Source organism: Alkalihalobacterium alkalinitrilicum (assembly GCF_002019605.1).
GTDB classification, from domain to species: domain Bacteria; phylum Bacillota; class Bacilli; order Bacillales; family Bacillaceae_F; genus Alkalihalobacterium; species Alkalihalobacterium alkalinitrilicum.
Window position 1 is genome coordinate 2,081,116 of record NZ_KV917368.1, and the last position, 16,537, is coordinate 2,097,652.

Consider the following 16,537-nt stretch of genomic DNA (forward strand, 5'->3'; position numbering starts at 1 on the left):
CTTCTTCGTAACCTCCACAAGTATACTAACGTATCGTGGACTTAACGAGTTTTCCTGTCAGCCTTATTTTTTATAATATAAATTTATCAATTATATGAACAAGCTCTACAATCTCAGGTTTACTTACTTGAGCGTTAGCACCTACTCTAACACCTTTATGGAATAAATCACCTGTGATAAGAGACGAGAAAATAATAACTGGTATTACTTTCAATCTTTCATCATCTTTTATCCTTTTGGTTAAATGGTGTCCATCCATCATTGGCATTTCTAAGTCGGTAATGACTAATTGTACTTCTTCTTCAACTGAAACGGTCGACTGTTTAAGTTGCTCAAGATAGGTCCATGCTTCTTTCCCGTCGTTGAAAAATTGAACATTTACATAACCTGCTTCTGACAGAGTATCTTCTAATAATTTCCGAAGGATCGGTGAATCTTCAACTACAACGATTTTTTTCATACTTCGCTCACGTTTTCCTAGCGTTTTTAATTGACCCACATTAATTCCTGCATCTGGGTTTATATCCATGACAATTTTTTCATAGTCAAGCAATAAAATCATTTGATCTTCCATCTTTACAACCCCAATGGTAGATGCTTCTAATCCTTGTGATAATTCAGTAGGTTTCTCTATTTGTTCCCAAGAAATACGATGAATTCTAGACACCGTATGAACATGGAATGCAACTTTCATTTGGTTTAATTCAGCTACAATGAACTTATCTTTTTCACTATCTTGCGATAACGGAAAGCCTAAAACTCCCGCTAAATCTACAACTGTTATGACCTCATCTCGTAGACGAATAATTCCTTCAACATGAGGATGACTGTTTGGTACTTTAACAACAGGTAATGGATTAATTATTTCTCGAACTTTTAATACATTTATGCCAAATGTACCATCATCAATGGAGAATACAATAATTTCTAATTCGTTTGTACCACTTTCAAGCAAAATCCCTTTATGTTCCGACATTATACTTCCTCCCCTATCATAGCTCTATCTAGTACAATATTACCATCAAATTATTTACATATCACTACTTTTATCCTTTGTATTCTAAACTGAACTAAAAAACCATGAAAAATCACCGAGAGGCGATCTATCATGGTTTTTTATATACTTTAACTTATTAAGAAGTACCTAAAGTCTAGCGAGTAAATCATCTTTTAGATGAGTAGATTAAACAAACTTTCATTTTTATTAATTTCATCGTATTCAAAGCCTTTTTTAGATAAACGGTCAATTAATAGATGATAATCATCATCCCTTTTTAGTTCAATACCGACTAATGCAGGACCGTTTGCCTTATTATTCTTTTTCGTATATTCAAATCGAGTAATATCATCCTCAGGCCCTAAAACATCTTCAATAAATTCTCGCAAGGCTCCTGCTCGTTGTGGAAACTGAATGATAAAGTAATGTTGTAAACCTTCATAAATCAATGAACGTTCCCTCATTTCCTGCATTCTACCTATATCGTTATTTCCACCACTTACTACACAAACGACAGTTTTACCTTTAATTTCATTTTTATAAAGATCAAGTGCAGAAATTGGCATAGCTCCAGCAGGCTCGGCAACTATCGCATTTTGATTATATAATTCGAGAATCGTGGTACAAATTTTCCCTTCAGGTACAAGAACAATATCATCTAACATATGTTGGCATATTTCAAATGGAAGCTGTCCCACTTTTTTTACAGCTGCGCCATCTACAAATTTATCAATTTTTTCGAGTTCTACTACTTTTCCTTCATCGATTGATTTTTTCATTCCTGGTGCGCCCGCAGGCTCGGCTCCGATGATTTTCGTCATTGGACTAATACTCTTGATGTACGTTCCGACCCCAGATATTAGACCTCCCCCACCAATAGAGCTAAATAAATAATCAATCTTTTCTTCGATATCATTCATAATTTCCATACCGACAGTTCCTTGACCAGCTATAATTTTTTCTTGATCAAAAGGATGAATAAACGCCATTTGATGTTCAGTACTATACTTCATAGCTTCATTGAATGAGTCGTCAAAAGTGTCTCCTGTCAACATAACTTCAACAAAGTCTTTTCCGAAGAATTTAACTTGATCAACCTTTTGACGTGGTGTTGTAGAAGGCATAAAAATTTTCCCTTGGATACGTAAAGTACGACAAGAGTATGCGACACCTTGTGCATGATTGCCCGCACTTGCACAAACGACCCCATTTTGAAGTTCTTCTTTTGAGTGGCTTTGAATTTGATAATAAGCTCCTCTTATTTTAAATGAACGAACCACTTGTAAGTCTTCTCTCTTTAAGTAAACATTACATTGATACCGCTCTGAAAGTACTTGATCTTTCTGTAAAGGTGTATGGACAACGACATCCTTTAATGTTTGATTGGCAATAATAATATCTTCTATGTTAATTTTTCCCATTGTGTATTCCCTTTCTGACGACAAAATAATGAAAACTATATATAACAAGACTCAGGAATCTCAACCATTGCGAACTACATTTAAGTTTTTAGATGCGATCTAAGCCGAACGTAAATATCCTTAAACATCTTATCACAAGTTCATCACTTTGAAAAATCTTTTCAGGTCGATTTATATTGCGAAACACTAAGTTGAAAACTATAATGTAAATGTTGGATCATTTGTATTGATAGAAGTTTTCTGTCATAATTAAGTGTAAAAAGGGGTGGATCGAAAATGATGAAAAAGTTAACGATGCTTACAGCGTTCTTATTTACTTTATTTCTAGTACCTGTTTCTACAGTGTTAGCTGCAGGAGGTGGAGAAGCTGCTGAAGGAGCTGCTGAACCGTCTGGTCTGATCATGATTTCTTTAACTGTTCTTTCTTTTGTTACATTGATTTACATGGTTTATTTAAACTTTTCAGACCACAATTAAAAATCTCCTTACATAAAAGGAAAAGGAAATTAGGACGAGCGCGAATTTCGCGTTCGTTTTTTAGCGTATTAGAAAAATTAGATCCAACAATAAGAAAATGCGTCAGCATCGCCATTGTGGCGATACTTTGTGTTTTTCAAAGCATAAATGTGCCACATGATCGGAGGGAATCATGGCTTGGGATATATTAAACATCATAGGGACGATTGCGTTTGCTCTAAGTGGTGTTATTGTCGCTATGGAAGAAGATTATGATTTAATGGGCGTTTATATTTTAGGTTTAGTAACTGCTTTTGGTGGAGGTGCAATTCGAAACTTATTAATAGGAGTTCCTGTTTCGGCATTATGGGATCAAGGTTCCCTGTTTACGATTGCAATTATCGTTATGACAATCGCCTTTTTCATTCCTGCTCTATGGGTCAACCATTGGATTAAGTGGGGGATTTTCTTTGATGCCTTAGGATTGGCTGCGTTTGCGATCCAAGGAGCGATGTATGCAGCGAGTATGGGTCACCCTTTAAGTGCGGTCATTGTCGCTGCTGCATTAACAGGTACTGGTGGAGGAATGATTCGCGATGTTTTAGCTGGACGTAAACCTCTATTTCTTCAAAAAGAAATTTACATTGCATGGACGATGTTAGCTGGATTCGGCATTGGTCTCAACCTTGTTTCGGGGACCGCTGGAATGATATTGTTATTTATTCTCATCGTTACTTTAAGGATGCTATCGGTTTCCTTTCGTTGGCAACTTCCGCACCGTAAATTACAAAATTAATTAGTATCAGGCACCTCCTCACTAGTTCAATGTGAAGGTGCCTGATACTACTTTATCCTTTTTTGATTGTATAATCTTCGTATGTAATCCAATCACTCCAGCTTCCTAAATAAAGCCTTACATTTTCAAAACCTGCTGCTTTTAATGCTAGGACATTAGGACACGCAGTTACCCCTGATCCGCAATAGACGATCATTTCATTCCCTTTATCCATCCCTGTTAAACGGTCTAGTTGGTCATCAACTGTTTTCCACTTTTGATCCGATGTCAATGAATCCTTCCAAAAAAAATGACGAGCAGTTGGAATGTGACCAGCAACTTTATCTATAGGTTCTTCTTCACCAAGATATCTTTTCTCTTCTCGCGAATCTAGTAATAGGATTTTATCACTTTCGGCTGTTAATTTGTCCATTAGTTCCTCTCGATCGATCAATAAAGAGGATTGGATATTTGATTGAAACTCACGAGAAGCCACTTCAGGGATAGAATCGGTTACAGCATACCCTTTTTGTTTCCAGCCACTATAAGTTCCATTTAATACGTACACCTTTTTATGACCAAGGTAGGCTAATAACCACCACAGTCTCGATGCGAATGGTCCTCCTTGATCATCATAAGCTACAACCGTAACATTTTCATCAATACCTGCAGCAGACAACTTGCTAACTAATTCTTCTACATCTGGGAGTGGATGTCTTCCTCCATGCTCCTTTACTTCACTAGATAGGTCCTTTTCTAAATCGAAATATAATGCTCCTCGTATGTGATCTTCTACATAAGCATTAAACCCTGCCTGTGGTGAACCTAGTTGAAATCGACAATCGATAATACGCACATTAGGATCATCTAAATGAGTTGTGAGCCAATCCATTTCTATTATATATTTCATTCAACCACTCCATTCAAAACAAAATGTTAGAATTTTCTTTCATACTAACATACATTTATTCAACTGGGTATTCTATTTGAATGAGAATTGTATCTAATATATAATCAATCGATTTAATCGTATCTATAAAACGTTTAGATTTTGTATCCTTTTGAAAAGCCGCAATAGATGTTTCTAGTAACTGATCATAAGCATTTGTCAGTTGCATAAAATAGACATACTTAGGACTATATTCTTTCACCCATGTTTCTGCTAACGGTTTCCACTTATTCGCTAAAACATAGACACGATCAGCAAAAGGCTTTACGTCTGTATAAAAATCAGCAGTAAAGCCTTCATTGACCGTATAATTTATATATTGATGTTTAGCCTCATTGTTCAACTCTCGTAGTTGCGTAGTAAGCTCTTTTAATACCGATAATTCTTCCTGTGTCATAAACATTCACCTCATGACACATCATACCAAATAGCGAGTTAAAATGAAAAAAATTGCATAAGCGAACGTCTTTTTTGTGGCATTTCCTCTAGAGGCATTGTCATATTTTGTTTCATTACTTCATCTATTTCATCTAATCTTTGTTCGATTGATAGAAGGCTTTTGCTCATGGCTTCAATTTCTTTTCTATGATTGAGAAGTTGATATGTTACAACGTCGTCCGCTTTTGTATCCAACTTTTGTTCAAGTTCCTCAATTCGCATCATCATTTCTTCTAATTTTTGTTCATATTTAAACGTTGGAATCATCTCGCCAGGTTGCTCACTAGATTGTATAATAGTTGTATTTGAAACCATGACATCTTTCATTTTTTTACCTTCATTTAACTGACCTTGAATTTCCTTCAATGTTTCAACATGTGGTGTCTGGAATAAATAATGTCCATGTTCATTCATTTGACAATGAATATTAAAATACTTAACCCATCTTTGTACCGTCGTTGGATTTACCCCCAATAGATCAGAAACTTCCTTTGTTTTCAATACACTTTCCATTAGAAATCCCTCCATCACACTTTTGTTAAATTAACTATTCGAAGGTCTTTCCTTTCTTCCCTTCTCTCTTGACAAAACTAGTTTTTATTCGTCAAAGAAAGTCGTGATATCCCAAAAAAATCTTTCAATTGAAATCGAGTGTATGGTTTTGTCACTTCAGCGAATACTACTAGAGAATAACAACATGGAGGGTTAGAGATGGCTAAAAATAATAAACGAGAAATGAAAAAACAACAAGCGGCACAACCTGATAGTCAACAAAATCAAAATGCACCTGGTTATGGAGATAAAAAGTTAACAGGACCTAATCGACCTGCTGAATAAGACTGACGAATTCGTCAGTCTTTTTATTTGTAACACATAACCAGGGACTTCCGCTTTTTTTTTGTCTAACTTCAGCCCCAAGTTTTTTGAGGTTCATACCTAAATAACTACTACCCAAACGTTTTCATAAATATCTTCTCCACCTTCATGGCGAGATATAACTCCGCTAATTTTTGTTGATACCACTCTGTCAATATGTAATCCCTGTTTGGATGTTCCCATTTCTGAAAAAAGCGCTCCACATCTTGTGTAGATTGAAACCAATCTTGATCAATATGTTTGTGGTGGACAAGCGGTGAATAAACCATACGTAAAATCGGATTACGTTTCGCTGTTCCCCATCTTAAAAATTTTTCATAATCCCGTCTTGAACCAGTTGGCTCAACTTGAGTTGCGAAAGGATGAATTTGTGAACTTTCTTCTGACTTAAAAAGCAACCATGCCAGTTTTTTTCCTAGTTCAATTCGTTGATCCACTTTCTTGAACTGTTGTACACTAAATCCAAATAATTGACCTTCATACGTTGGGTATATCACCGTATTAAAGTGTAGATGTTCAACAATAAAGTAAGGTAACGACCGAAATACATGTTTTGAGAAAAAAGGATGTTCTATTACTGGTTTTTGAATATAATGCTGTTCATTAATAATGAGTGCTGTACAAAGGCGTTCTAAATTTCTAAACTCCCAAAAAAAATGCCATTCGTTAACCATGAATTGACTAACACCAAAATAATTTAACAAATGGAACAGTGAAACATTTTCTTTTTTGGACGTTTCATATATGAGTAATTGTGGAAAAGCATCTGAGAAAATAAGCCAATTGGCACGTTCAAATGTTAGAAATAATGTGTAACTATATGTTTGAGTCATCATGTTTTTGTACCAGTTACTTTTTAAATCCGTCATATTCCAACCTGCGTTCCGTGAAACCATACTAGCTAGGAGTGCCCACCACACTTCCTCGTTTTTTTTATAATAGTTTAGATAAGCTTTTGTACGACTTATATTATCTCGGTTTTCTCTTAACGTTTTTTTTCGAATTCGTTGAACGATACGAATTTCATCATGAAGCATGTTTGACCACCTTTTTCTTCTCTGTTTATAAAATTTATGTTATGATTAAATGATGAAATTTTTTAAGTCTCATTTTATCCAGTTAGTCTAACTTGCTGACAAGAGACATACCCTTTGAACGAAAGGTTGCTGATCCGCATTGGCTATTCGATATCCAAATGGAAAAAAATATTCCGCACCCGTAAACCGTTCAACCCTTACTAAAAGTAATACTTTCAGTAATCGCGGAATGACGCTTGAACAAGATATAGATGATACAAATGCTTTTTATTTAAGTCGTGGAATTGCAGTTATTCACAAAAAACCGACACCTGTGCAAATCGTAAAAGTAGATTATCCGAAAAGAAGTGCTGCTGTTATTAAAGAAGCATACTTTAAACAGCCTTCGACGACCGATTATAATGGAGTTTATCGTGGTCACCATATCGATTTTGAAGCAAAAGAAACCAAGAATAAAACATCGTTTCCATTGCAAAATATTCATTTACATCAAATTGAACATATGAAGCAAGTGATTGCACAAAATGGAATTTGTTTTACCATCTTACGGTTCACTTCGCTAAATGAAGTTTATTTTTTACTGGCCGACCATTTGGTTTCCTTTTATGAGCAACAAGCGTCTGGAAGGAAGTCAATTCCGAAAACGGAAATTGTTAAACATGGCCACTTAATCGAACAAGAATATCACCCGAGAATTAATTATTTAAAAGTTGTCGATCAATTCTATTTTCCGTCATAATGTAACCAAACATTCACAAAAAACGTTAATAGATAAGAGTACAATAAAAGTTAGTTTATTATTCTTTCGTATGAGTTAGAAAGGAAGAACAACAATGAGTGATAATATGAATACACGAACAGGGCGTCGTCGTGCAAAAGAACAAACGAAGGCGACACCTAAGAAAAAAAGAAAAGGTTTATTGAAGAAATTATTCATTGCAGCTGTCGTATTTTTTACTGTACTCGTTTTAGCTGGAGGAATTACAGTATTCGCAATGATCGCTTCTGCACCTCCATTAGACCAAGAACGTCTAATGCTTGCGCAACCTGCTGAATTTTTAGATCAAAGTGACGAATCGTTTACAAGACTTGAAGGAGTAGAAAACCGAATTCGCGTAAGTATTAATGATATTCCAGAACTAGTAGAAAATGCGTTTATCTCCGTTGAAGACATTCGCTTCCGTGAACATTTCGGCGTTGATGTCCGGCGATTATTTGGGGCAGTTGCTGCCAATATTACAGGTGGCTTTGGTGCTGAAGGTGCAAGTACCATTACCCAACAGGTTGTAAAAAATTTATTTTTATCACCTGAAAAAACCATGTCTCGTAAATTACAAGAACAATACTTGGCGGTTAAATTAGAGCAACAATATTCAAAAGATCAAATTTTAGAAATGTATTTAAATGCTATTTATTTTGGCAGTGGTGCATATGGGGTTCAACAAGCTTCAATTACGTATTTCGATAAAGCAAATTTAGAGGACTTAACGATTGAAGATGCAGCCCTTCTGGCTGGTATTCCACAACGTCCTAATCACTTTAATCCTCTAAAAAACCCTGAAGCTGCTGAACAACGAAGAAATACAGTCATCTCATTAATGGAAAGGCACGGTAAGATTACAAGTGATGAAGCTGATCAAGCAAGAGCTGTTTCCGTCATTGAGCAACTAAATCCTGCGGAGCAAGAAGAAAATCCTTATCAAGCGTTTATTGATCAAGTGCTATCAGAAGTTGAGGCCATTGAAGGAATTACAACAAGTGATTTATATACAGCTGGTTTAAAAATATATACGACACTTGATCGCGATGCTCAAACACATGTAGAAAAAGTGCTTCAAACGGATGAATTCATCCAAGGATATCCTGATAATCCAGACTTTCAAGCTGGGGTCACTCTCATCGATACAGCTACGGGGCAAATAAAAGCAATCGGTAGCGGACGACACCCTCATGAAGTCAAACGAGGCTTTAATTTCGCTACAGATATAAAGAAACAACCTGGTTCAACGATCAAACCCGTATTAGATTACGGTCCAGTAATCGAACATTTAAAATGGTCTACAGGTAAAATCATTGTCGATGAACCACATAACTATTCAAACGGTACACCAATTCGTAACCACAATCGAAGTTTTGCTGGACCTGTTACGATGAGAAAAGCATTAGCTGACTCATTAAATATTCCCGCAATTAAAGCGCTCCAAGAAGTAGGCTTAGACAATGCTAAAGAATTTGCACAAACACTTGGTATTCCATTTGAAAATGATCAAATTTACGAACCTTATGGAATCGGTGGATTTACAACAGGGATTTCCACTTTAGATTTAGCTGGTTCCTTTGCTGCGTTTGGGAATGAAGGAGTATTTATTGAGCCCCACACGGTTCGAAAAATTGAGTTTCCAGATGGACGCGTCATTAAAATGAGTCCAGATCCGGTTGTTGCAATGAGTGACTATACTGCATTTATGGTAAGTGACATGCTAAAGTCCGTCGTTACCGCTGGGACAGGTGCTAACGCAAACATACCTAACTTACCACTGGCTGGTAAAACAGGTACGACGAATTTTGATGAAGATGATAGAAAGCGACTCAATATCCCTGATGGCGGTGTTCCAGACGTTTGGTTTGCTGGTTATACGACACGGTATACGGCAGCGGTTTGGACAGGTTATGATCGCAAAGGAGAACAAAATTACATTCATGGAACGACTGAACGAAGACTAGCTCAACATATTTTTAAAGCTATAATGGAAGAAGTATCAAAAAATATTGAAACTCCTGATTTTAATCAACCAGATTCTGTCGTTAGAGTCGGGGTTGAACGAAAAACAGGATTACTTCCTAGCCCTTTTACACCACAAAGTGAAATCGTCTACGAATATTTTGTGAAAGGTACAGAGCCAACAAAAATGTCTGAAGCCTTTCAAAGTATCCCTAATCCTACTGGCTTAAAAGTTGGGTACAATGAAGATACAGATCAAATCTTGATTACTTGGGGTTATCCTAATAATCAAAAAAATTCGGTTACTTTTAATATTCTCCAAAGTGTCGACAATGGTGGATTTGAACCAATTATGACGACGAAAGATATGCAACATATCGTAACAAGTCCAACGCCAGGGTCAACGTATCGCTTCCAAGTCATTGCTGTTGCTGATGAAAACCCTAATTTAAAAAGTGACCCTGTTCAAGGAGAAGTTAGAATACCCGAAATTGAAATCGAAGAGCCAATTGAAGAAGAACCCGAACAACCAGAAGAACCACCTGTAGATGAAGATGAAGAATTGCCAATTGAGTTAATTCCAGAACCTGACCCAGTTCCTGATGATGAGGATGTTGAAGAGGATGATACTGCAGCTAGCGCATCTACAGATGTAAGAGAAGAAGATGAGGAAGACAACTAAAACGAAGCAACTTAGGTCGCAAGAAAAAGAGGCTGAACTACTTTCAGCCTCTTTTTCAGTAAGCCCGAAATATAAAAAAATAGCGCACCTTTCCGGTACGCATGACGAATAGCCGTATATCACGACTTTTTTATCGAATATACGGCATATTTATTTTTTCATACATGATACCTGGATCATTTTGGACCAGGGCATGTACTGATTTAAAATTTCAGGGTTTTGATGGATGCCGATATTCGGTAGATCCGTCAAAAGTTTCTTTATGTATTCGTAGAAATCGACACCGTTACTTTTGGCGGTTTCCGCGATGCTTAAACAGATGGCGTTTGCTTTGGCACCAGCTTCACTAACTGAAAAGAGCCAGTTTTTTCTCCCCAGAACATTGGGGCGGATGGCGTTTTCGGCTGGATTATTATCGATTTCAATGCGACCATCGTTCAAGAAAGCTTTGAGCCCATTCGCTCGGTTTAAAGTATATTCAGCTGCCTTGGCGAGTGCATTTTTTCCGAAGAATGGTGATGTTTCAGCCCAGTTTAGGAATTTCTCCACAATTGGCTTTGAGTATTTTTGGCGTTTTTTTCTACGCTTACTCGGAGACAAATGTTTAAATTTCCTTTCTAATTGATACAACTCATCGCAATACTTCACACCAATTTGGCCATTTTTGCTGTCTGCTTTCATCCAATAACGACGAACATGAGCCCAACAATTTGCGAAAGTAATATCATTAATTTTATCATAGGCTGAGTAACCATCGCAGATGATTGTTCCATTAAAACTTTCTATGAAACTTTCAAGGACAGATCTCGCTCGTGACAAGGAACTTTGAAATAAAGTAATCGTAGGCCCTTGGCTTGGCACACTTCGATATACCCAGTTATAGGCATTTGTTTGGCCAGATTTACCGTCAGAACGATGAATAATTTTCGAATAGGTTTCATCGACATGTAAGACAGATTTAGACATCATCATGGCTTTCATTCGGTCGTAAATGGGCAATAACCAATCGTGTGCAGCACGAATGACCCAGTTAGAAAGGTTTTTATCATTTGTATTTAGTCCGTAACGTTCCCATTCATTAACCTGACGGTAAAGTGGTAAGTATAGCGCAAATTTATCATGGATGACTTCGGCCAATACGCTAGGACTTGCAATACTTCGTTGAATAGCTGGCTTTGGAGCTTTCCCACGTTTAATCTGCGCAGAATGAGATGAATCGCTTTTGCAGTTGCTTATACATTCATAGGCATGTTCAATATGCTTTACTTTTTTCATCCTTGCAGGGATATATACCGCTTCTTCACGAACGATACTACTACCGATTTCAACCATTTGGCTTTGGCAACAATCACAGACAGTGTTTTCTGGGTGATGGTGAATTTCTTTAATTTCCACATCATCACGCAAAGAGTCATTTCTTTTTTTCTTTTGTATTTTTCGAACAACAGTATAAGAAATCATCTGTTGGCTTTGTTCTTCTGTGTGCTCAGAATCGCTAAAAGACGGATCGTCTTCAAACAATGACATTTGCCCATCGGGCATATTATATTTCGATTTTTCTGTTTTAGATCCAAATAAGAGCTTTGTTAAGTGTTGAAGTTGTTGTGATAACGCTTCGTTCTGTTTCAACGATTGATCCAACTTTTTTGATAACTCTTGGTTTTGTTGATTGGAATGAGCCAATTGCTCTTCAAGCAATCGAATTAATTTCTCGGACTGAATTTCATTTCTAGAAGAACCGTTAGCCACATGATTCACCACATTTCGTTCAAATTCGCTCTTTTTATTATAACTAGTTTGAACGGTGGAATAAAGATAAAATTCACTGCTTTACAGCTTTTAGAATACTCCTTTTGATGATGGAAGAATCGCCTTTGGTTGCTCAATAGATAACCCTTCAAGGAGCCAGCGGAGCTCTTTTTGGGAAAGATTTCGTACTTCGTTTTCATTTTTAGGCCATTGAAGCTTTCCGTTATCTAACCGTTTATAAAGCATGGCAAAGCCATCACCGTCAAAATATAAACATTTATAGCGATCTTTACTCCAACCAGAGAATAAGAAAATCGAATCGCTATATGGATCAAGTTCGAAAGAATCTTGAACAAGTGTGGCCAACCCATCGATGCCCTTCCGCATATCGGTTTTTCCACAAATGATATAGATATTTTTCACACTTGTATAATCCTGTTTCATAGATGTTTCAACTCCCTCATCACGGTTTGGATAGTGCGCTCATCTACGCCGTGGAAGAAGGAGATTTCAGCGTCTGCCGTTTTGATCATGCAAATGCTGTTTTGAAAGTGTTGCCGGAGGCATCGGTGTATCAAGATATTTACTTTCTGAGTGAAGTGTAACGGGGACAATTGTTAACTTTTTTTGTGGCATAAGAAAAGCACCTCCTTTATTTGATACTTGTATCGTACCAGGAGGCGCTGCGTCTTTATATGCGTTGTTTGAAGTAGGGCTTACCTTTTTCAATATGATTTCTGTTATTTCATTAGTTATAATATATTTGTTCTTAATAAACAAAACGTTTCAATTCATCTAATTCTTTCATCAAGGATGATTTAACTTCTGCCTCAAACAATGCCTCAAAGCGGCTCAGCTCATTTTCTATTGATTCAACCAATCGAAACTTCAACTCTTTCTCGATGACTTGTAATTTCTGTTCGAATTCTTGTGACATCAATTTCGAAATGTCTGTAATAACTTCTCTTGAACTTTCTACCCCATCTGCAACGATCATTTCTTTAAATTCTTTTACAACACCATTTTCAAAAAAGTCTTTCTTTGACTTTAATAGTGGTAAATACTTTTTAGTATCTAAAGAAATTGCCATATCTCGTAATTCAACTGAAATCGCTTCTAACTCAATTTCGTGTTCACAATAAATGTAAGGTAATTCTTTTTTCAACAAAGTGATTTGTTCACTCAACCACTTTTTTGCTCGTTCTTTCATTTTCTCTTCCATCCGAATGGCTGTTGCTTCAAGCTCTTGTTTCAAGAAATATTCCCCTAAACCTCGCCACTCTTTGATCGCTCCAAATAATTGTTCATGTAGTTCTTTTTTGCTATTACCTGTCAGAACAGCAACATTAATTGCACTTGCAAAGTAATCATTTAAGACGAAGCGCATACGATCACGTAAATAAAGAACAAGCTGATCAAACTCCAATAAAATATCTCTTAACGCAAAGGCAAACGTTGAGTTCTGTACATATTCCATTTGAGTTTCTACCGTTTGTTTTAGCTTTTCATGCTTTTTCTTTTGCTCATTTGCCTCTTCATTCATAAATGAAATACTGTCTTTAAGTTTACTTGTAAACTGCCCGAGTTGATCTGTTATCATTTTAACACTAAGCTGTTTCAACTCTAGGATCGTGTATTCATAAAAAGAACGTTCAAATTTTGCAAAAGTTGTTTCATGATCCAGGTTTTGTTTTTTCGCCTGAAGTCCTTCTTTACTCGATAAATGATATAGTCTCGGACGTTCAATGCCATTACGTCTCAACTGATCATATACGTGTTTCCTTACACCATTTAATTCTCCTTCACTACTCGCTAAGTCAGCAGCATTAATGACAAAGTAAAGCTTATCATGAGCAAAACTTTCATTTACTTTCCCCATCTGTTGAAGGAAATATTGATCAGCTTTTGAGAACGCATGGTTGTAATAGGTTAAATAGAAAATAGCATCAGATTGGCGCATCTGTTGAAATGCAACATTTGTATGACGACCATGAATAGAATTAACACCAGGTGTATCAACAAGCACAATTCCTTTTTTCGTAATAGGGCTGTCAAAGTAAATATTTACTTTTTCAATTAAACATGCTTTACTCTCTTCAGCGACCAATGACTGCATTTCTTCGTGAGTCACTTTAAATTCACTTCCAAGTTTCCATTCTGTTGCAGCCACACTTTTCTGAATGGTTACTAAATACTCGGCATATGTTTTTTGCCAACTCGAAACATATTCTTTCATATTCGGCTTCCAGTTAGCTAATTGATCTATATCAAGTGATACATCTAGTTGCTCACTTACAGCCTTTACTTCGTGGTTTAATGCATCTATCGATTTGACCTTTACTTTAGCCGTTCCATGCGGATAGTCCTTAGTTGATTGTTCAACGGTATTTACAGTTGCTGTTGTTGGATTCGGTGAAACAGGTAATATATCTTCACCTAATAAAGCGTTTGCGAAACTAGACTTACCAGCACTAAATGCACCAAACAACGAAATAATAAATGTTTGATTTTCATAGCGATCCATTCGCTCAATTAAATGGTTACGCTCATGTGATACGATCATTTGATTTTGATAATTACGTAATACGTTCTTAATAGAATGTAGCCAAGTTAATGTCTCTTCTTCAGAAAAATCAAGTTCTGACGTTTCTTCTTCCACTTCCCAGCTCGTATCAATAACACCTTCTTCAGGTAAAATAACATTTGCAAAACCATTTTCCTGATTATCTGGGAACGACTTTTTTGACGCTTTCTGAAGATCTTCATTGTATTCTCGATCTGCTGGGTAGGTTGCTAAATGCTGTTGAACCCTTTTGATTTGGGCATCAAAATTCGCTTTTTCTTTATTTAATTTCTCAATGTATGCCTCAATATCTTTAAACGTCGCTAAACGATTTTCTAGCATTTTTGCTTCGTCTCGATAGGCTTCCTGTAATCCTGCAATTTGTAAATCGATAATTTGTCTAGCCTTTTTACGAATTTCTCTAACAATAATTGAAGTCATTTCGTTGGTAAAAGCAAAAACATAATCACGACTCGCATGGTCCGACTTCACATTCTTGTTTAATAATTCAGCTGTGACTTCAAAAGTGAGTCCATTGATAGCCGATTCTATTTCTTCAACATTTGTTAATTTCGTTCGATCAATCTTTTGGAAATACGCTTGTACATGAAATAATAACTGGGTTTTTACTTTATCTTGCAAATCACGAACAAGTAACGCTAATCGTTCGTCTTGTTCCTCTTGTGTTTTTTTCTTTGAAAATAAAAAACCTACTTTAAATCCTGGTTGGATACTTTCAATCCAGTTACGGGCTAAATCCGTTGTCGTATACGGAAATAAAATAACATTTTTAAACAATGCACCAAGGTCATCTTCAAAAGCTTTAAAAATGGCTTTGTCATATTGACGTACTTCAGTTAGCTTTTTCTTCAAATGCTGTTGTTCATCTAACTGTGATGTTTCATAGCCTTTTTCTTTCATTTCTGTTAGGAGTTGTTCCACCGCTTCTAGTTTACCTTCTTGCAAACGATTTTGTACCGCTTGATATAAACCTTGTTCTAAGCGTAATTGAGAACCATTTAACAACGTATCACTATGAAATAGTAAGGACTTAATTGTTTTTTCAAATTGTTTAAACTGATTTAATGGATGGTCCGGCTTTTTCATCGTTGTAAAAAATAATCCTAAATGACGGATTTCCCAACGGTTGAATACATCCTGAACTGAACCACGAAAAACAGACAATGGTATTTCTTGTTCATTATGCTTATCGACTTGATTAATAATGATATAAATCGGTTTCTTTTCCAGAGATAATTGCTTTAAAAAATAGAGATTCGTTTCAGATTGTACGTGATTATAATCCATCACATAAACAATTGCATCCGTCGTATAAAGCTGATCAACCGTTACTGCTTCATGCGAATCGTCTGTAGAATCAACTCCTGGAGTATCAAGAATACAGCTATGGTCACCTAAAAATGGTAAAGGTGCAGTAATCACCATATTGGAAATTTCATTTCCATTCATTCCCCATTCACGTACCTGCGTCCAAGGAATTTCACCTTTCCACTCTTTTTGTTCACCATCTTTCGTATGTAATGTTAAACCTAACTCACCATTTTTAATCCCAATAATATTAGCACTTGTTGGAATTGGGCTAGTTGGCAAAACTTCTGCTCCCAGTAAAGTATTTAATATCGTCGATTTCCCCGCAGAAAAATGACCACAAAAAGCAACTTCAAACGTTTTCTTATCTTGCTTTTCTGCTAATTTACCAAGACGATATTGTTCTTCCTGCGAGAAAGGGATTATTTCTGTTTTTATCTTCTCTTTTACGACTGTCATTTGTCTCTACACCATCCTTATCCCTTTTACTATAACGAATTTTCTAAAAAATGAGAAGAAGGTTTTTTAATTACAAGATGTCTT

15 protein-coding genes are annotated in these 16,537 nt (G+C 36.3%); 5 read left to right on the forward strand and 10 right to left on the reverse strand.

Annotated features, from left to right (window positions below; genetic code table 11):
- Positions 1-70: 70 nt before the first annotated feature.
- Both BK574_RS09645 and ilvA read right to left on the reverse strand, forming a co-directional pair.
- Complete coding sequence (locus BK574_RS09645; RefSeq protein WP_078428460.1) at positions 71-976, reverse strand: chemotaxis protein; 906 nt, start codon at positions 974-976, stop codon at positions 71-73.
- 194 nt (positions 977-1,170) lie between these two features.
- The gene (gene ilvA, locus BK574_RS09650; protein ID WP_075384719.1) at positions 1,171-2,418 is read right to left on the reverse strand and encodes a threonine ammonia-lyase IlvA; all 1,248 of its coding nucleotides are present in this window, start codon (positions 2,416-2,418) and stop codon (positions 1,171-1,173) included.
- Positions 2,419-2,694: 276 nt separating this feature from the next.
- On the opposite strand from ilvA, the gene BK574_RS09655 reads away from it, so the two are divergent.
- Positions 2,695-2,895, forward strand: coding sequence for a hypothetical protein (locus tag BK574_RS09655; protein WP_075384720.1), 201 nt, complete (start codon positions 2,695-2,697; stop codon positions 2,893-2,895).
- 172 nt (positions 2,896-3,067) lie between these two features.
- Positions 3,068-3,670 (forward strand): trimeric intracellular cation channel family protein, encoded by a 603-nt coding sequence (locus BK574_RS09660; protein ID WP_075384721.1) that lies wholly within the window; start codon positions 3,068-3,070, stop codon positions 3,668-3,670.
- 52 nt (positions 3,671-3,722) lie between these two features.
- Here BK574_RS09660 and BK574_RS09665 read toward each other — a convergent pair whose 3' ends face one another.
- From BK574_RS09665 to racA, 3 genes are read right to left on the reverse strand one after another with little or no spacing between them, the layout of a single operon-like run.
- Positions 3,723-4,559: a sulfurtransferase gene (locus BK574_RS09665; protein WP_078428461.1), complete on the reverse strand. Its 837-nt coding sequence runs from the start codon at positions 4,557-4,559 to the stop codon at positions 3,723-3,725.
- Positions 4,560-4,614: 55 nt separating this feature from the next.
- Entirely contained in the window at positions 4,615-4,995 is a 381-nt protein-coding gene (locus tag BK574_RS09670) for a YppE family protein (RefSeq protein WP_158211611.1), read from the reverse strand.
- Positions 4,996-5,033: 38 nt separating this feature from the next.
- Positions 5,034-5,549: a chromosome-anchoring protein RacA gene (gene racA, locus BK574_RS09675; protein WP_078428463.1), complete on the reverse strand. Its 516-nt coding sequence runs from the start codon at positions 5,547-5,549 to the stop codon at positions 5,034-5,036.
- A 198-nt stretch (positions 5,550-5,747) separates the two neighbouring features.
- Between racA and BK574_RS28795 the strand changes: the two genes are divergently transcribed.
- Complete coding sequence (locus BK574_RS28795; RefSeq protein WP_274379143.1) at positions 5,748-5,873, forward strand: hypothetical protein; 126 nt, start codon at positions 5,748-5,750, stop codon at positions 5,871-5,873.
- Between the two features lie 110 nt (positions 5,874-5,983).
- Here the strand turns inward: BK574_RS28795 and BK574_RS09680 are convergent, their stop codons facing one another.
- Positions 5,984-6,949: a DUF2515 family protein gene (locus tag BK574_RS09680; protein WP_078428464.1), complete on the reverse strand. Its 966-nt coding sequence runs from the start codon at positions 6,947-6,949 to the stop codon at positions 5,984-5,986.
- A 139-nt stretch (positions 6,950-7,088) separates the two neighbouring features.
- Between BK574_RS09680 and recU the strand changes: the two genes are divergently transcribed.
- Together recU and BK574_RS09690 are read left to right on the forward strand one after the other, a co-directional pair.
- A complete protein-coding gene (gene recU / locus BK574_RS09685; RefSeq protein WP_075384726.1) occupies positions 7,089-7,688 on the forward strand; it encodes a Holliday junction resolvase RecU in 600 nt (199 codons plus the stop codon).
- 94 nt (positions 7,689-7,782) lie between these two features.
- Complete coding sequence (locus BK574_RS09690) at positions 7,783-10,353, forward strand: PBP1A family penicillin-binding protein (protein ID WP_078428465.1); 2,571 nt, start codon at positions 7,783-7,785, stop codon at positions 10,351-10,353.
- A gap of 150 nt (positions 10,354-10,503) precedes the next feature.
- On the opposite strand, the gene tnpC is transcribed toward BK574_RS09690, so the two are convergent.
- From tnpC to BK574_RS09710, 4 genes are all read right to left on the reverse strand, one after another.
- Entirely contained in the window at positions 10,504-12,102 is a 1,599-nt protein-coding gene (tnpC, locus tag BK574_RS09695) for an IS66 family transposase (RefSeq protein WP_078428466.1), read from the reverse strand.
- A gap of 90 nt (positions 12,103-12,192) precedes the next feature.
- Positions 12,193-12,525 carry an IS66 family insertion sequence element accessory protein TnpB gene (gene tnpB, locus BK574_RS09700; protein ID WP_218970568.1) on the reverse strand — a complete coding sequence of 111 codons (333 nt, stop codon included), beginning with the start codon at positions 12,523-12,525 and terminating at the stop codon, positions 12,193-12,195.
- Between the two features lie 87 nt (positions 12,526-12,612).
- Positions 12,613-12,882 (reverse strand): hypothetical protein, encoded by a 270-nt coding sequence (locus BK574_RS29040; protein ID WP_338020588.1) that lies wholly within the window; start codon positions 12,880-12,882, stop codon positions 12,613-12,615.
- Positions 12,872-16,453 carry a dynamin family protein gene (locus tag BK574_RS09710; protein WP_078428468.1) on the reverse strand — a complete coding sequence of 1,194 codons (3,582 nt, stop codon included), beginning with the start codon at positions 16,451-16,453 and terminating at the stop codon, positions 12,872-12,874. Before BK574_RS09710 ends, BK574_RS29040 begins: the two co-directional genes overlap by 11 nt.
- Positions 16,454-16,537: the final 84 nt, after the last annotated feature.

Excerpts from the sequence above, each read along its gene's own strand:
- BK574_RS09660 (WP_075384721.1), top strand. The coding sequence starts at position 3,068 with ATGGCTTGGGATATATTAAACATCATAGGGACGATTGCGTTTGCTCTA.
- BK574_RS28795 (WP_274379143.1), top strand. The coding sequence starts at position 5,748 with ATGGCTAAAAATAATAAACGAGAAATGAAAAAACAACAAGCGGCACAA.
- BK574_RS09655 (WP_075384720.1), top strand. The coding sequence starts at position 2,695 with ATGATGAAAAAGTTAACGATGCTTACAGCGTTCTTATTTACTTTATTT.
- BK574_RS09690 (WP_078428465.1), top strand. The coding sequence starts at position 7,783 with ATGAGTGATAATATGAATACACGAACAGGGCGTCGTCGTGCAAAAGAA.
- racA (WP_078428463.1), bottom strand. The coding sequence starts at position 5,549 with ATGGAAAGTGTATTGAAAACAAAGGAAGTTTCTGATCTATTGGGGGTA.
- BK574_RS09710 (WP_078428468.1), bottom strand. The coding sequence starts at position 16,453 with ATGACAGTCGTAAAAGAGAAGATAAAAACAGAAATAATCCCTTTCTCG.
- BK574_RS09645 (WP_078428460.1), bottom strand. The coding sequence starts at position 976 with ATGTCGGAACATAAAGGGATTTTGCTTGAAAGTGGTACAAACGAATTA.
- ilvA (WP_075384719.1), bottom strand. The coding sequence starts at position 2,418 with ATGGGAAAAATTAACATAGAAGATATTATTATTGCCAATCAAACATTA.
- BK574_RS09680 (WP_078428464.1), bottom strand. The coding sequence starts at position 6,949 with ATGCTTCATGATGAAATTCGTATCGTTCAACGAATTCGAAAAAAAACG.
- BK574_RS09670 (WP_158211611.1), bottom strand. The coding sequence starts at position 4,995 with ATGACACAGGAAGAATTATCGGTATTAAAAGAGCTTACTACGCAACTA.
- BK574_RS09665 (WP_078428461.1), bottom strand. The coding sequence starts at position 4,559 with ATGAAATATATAATAGAAATGGATTGGCTCACAACTCATTTAGATGAT.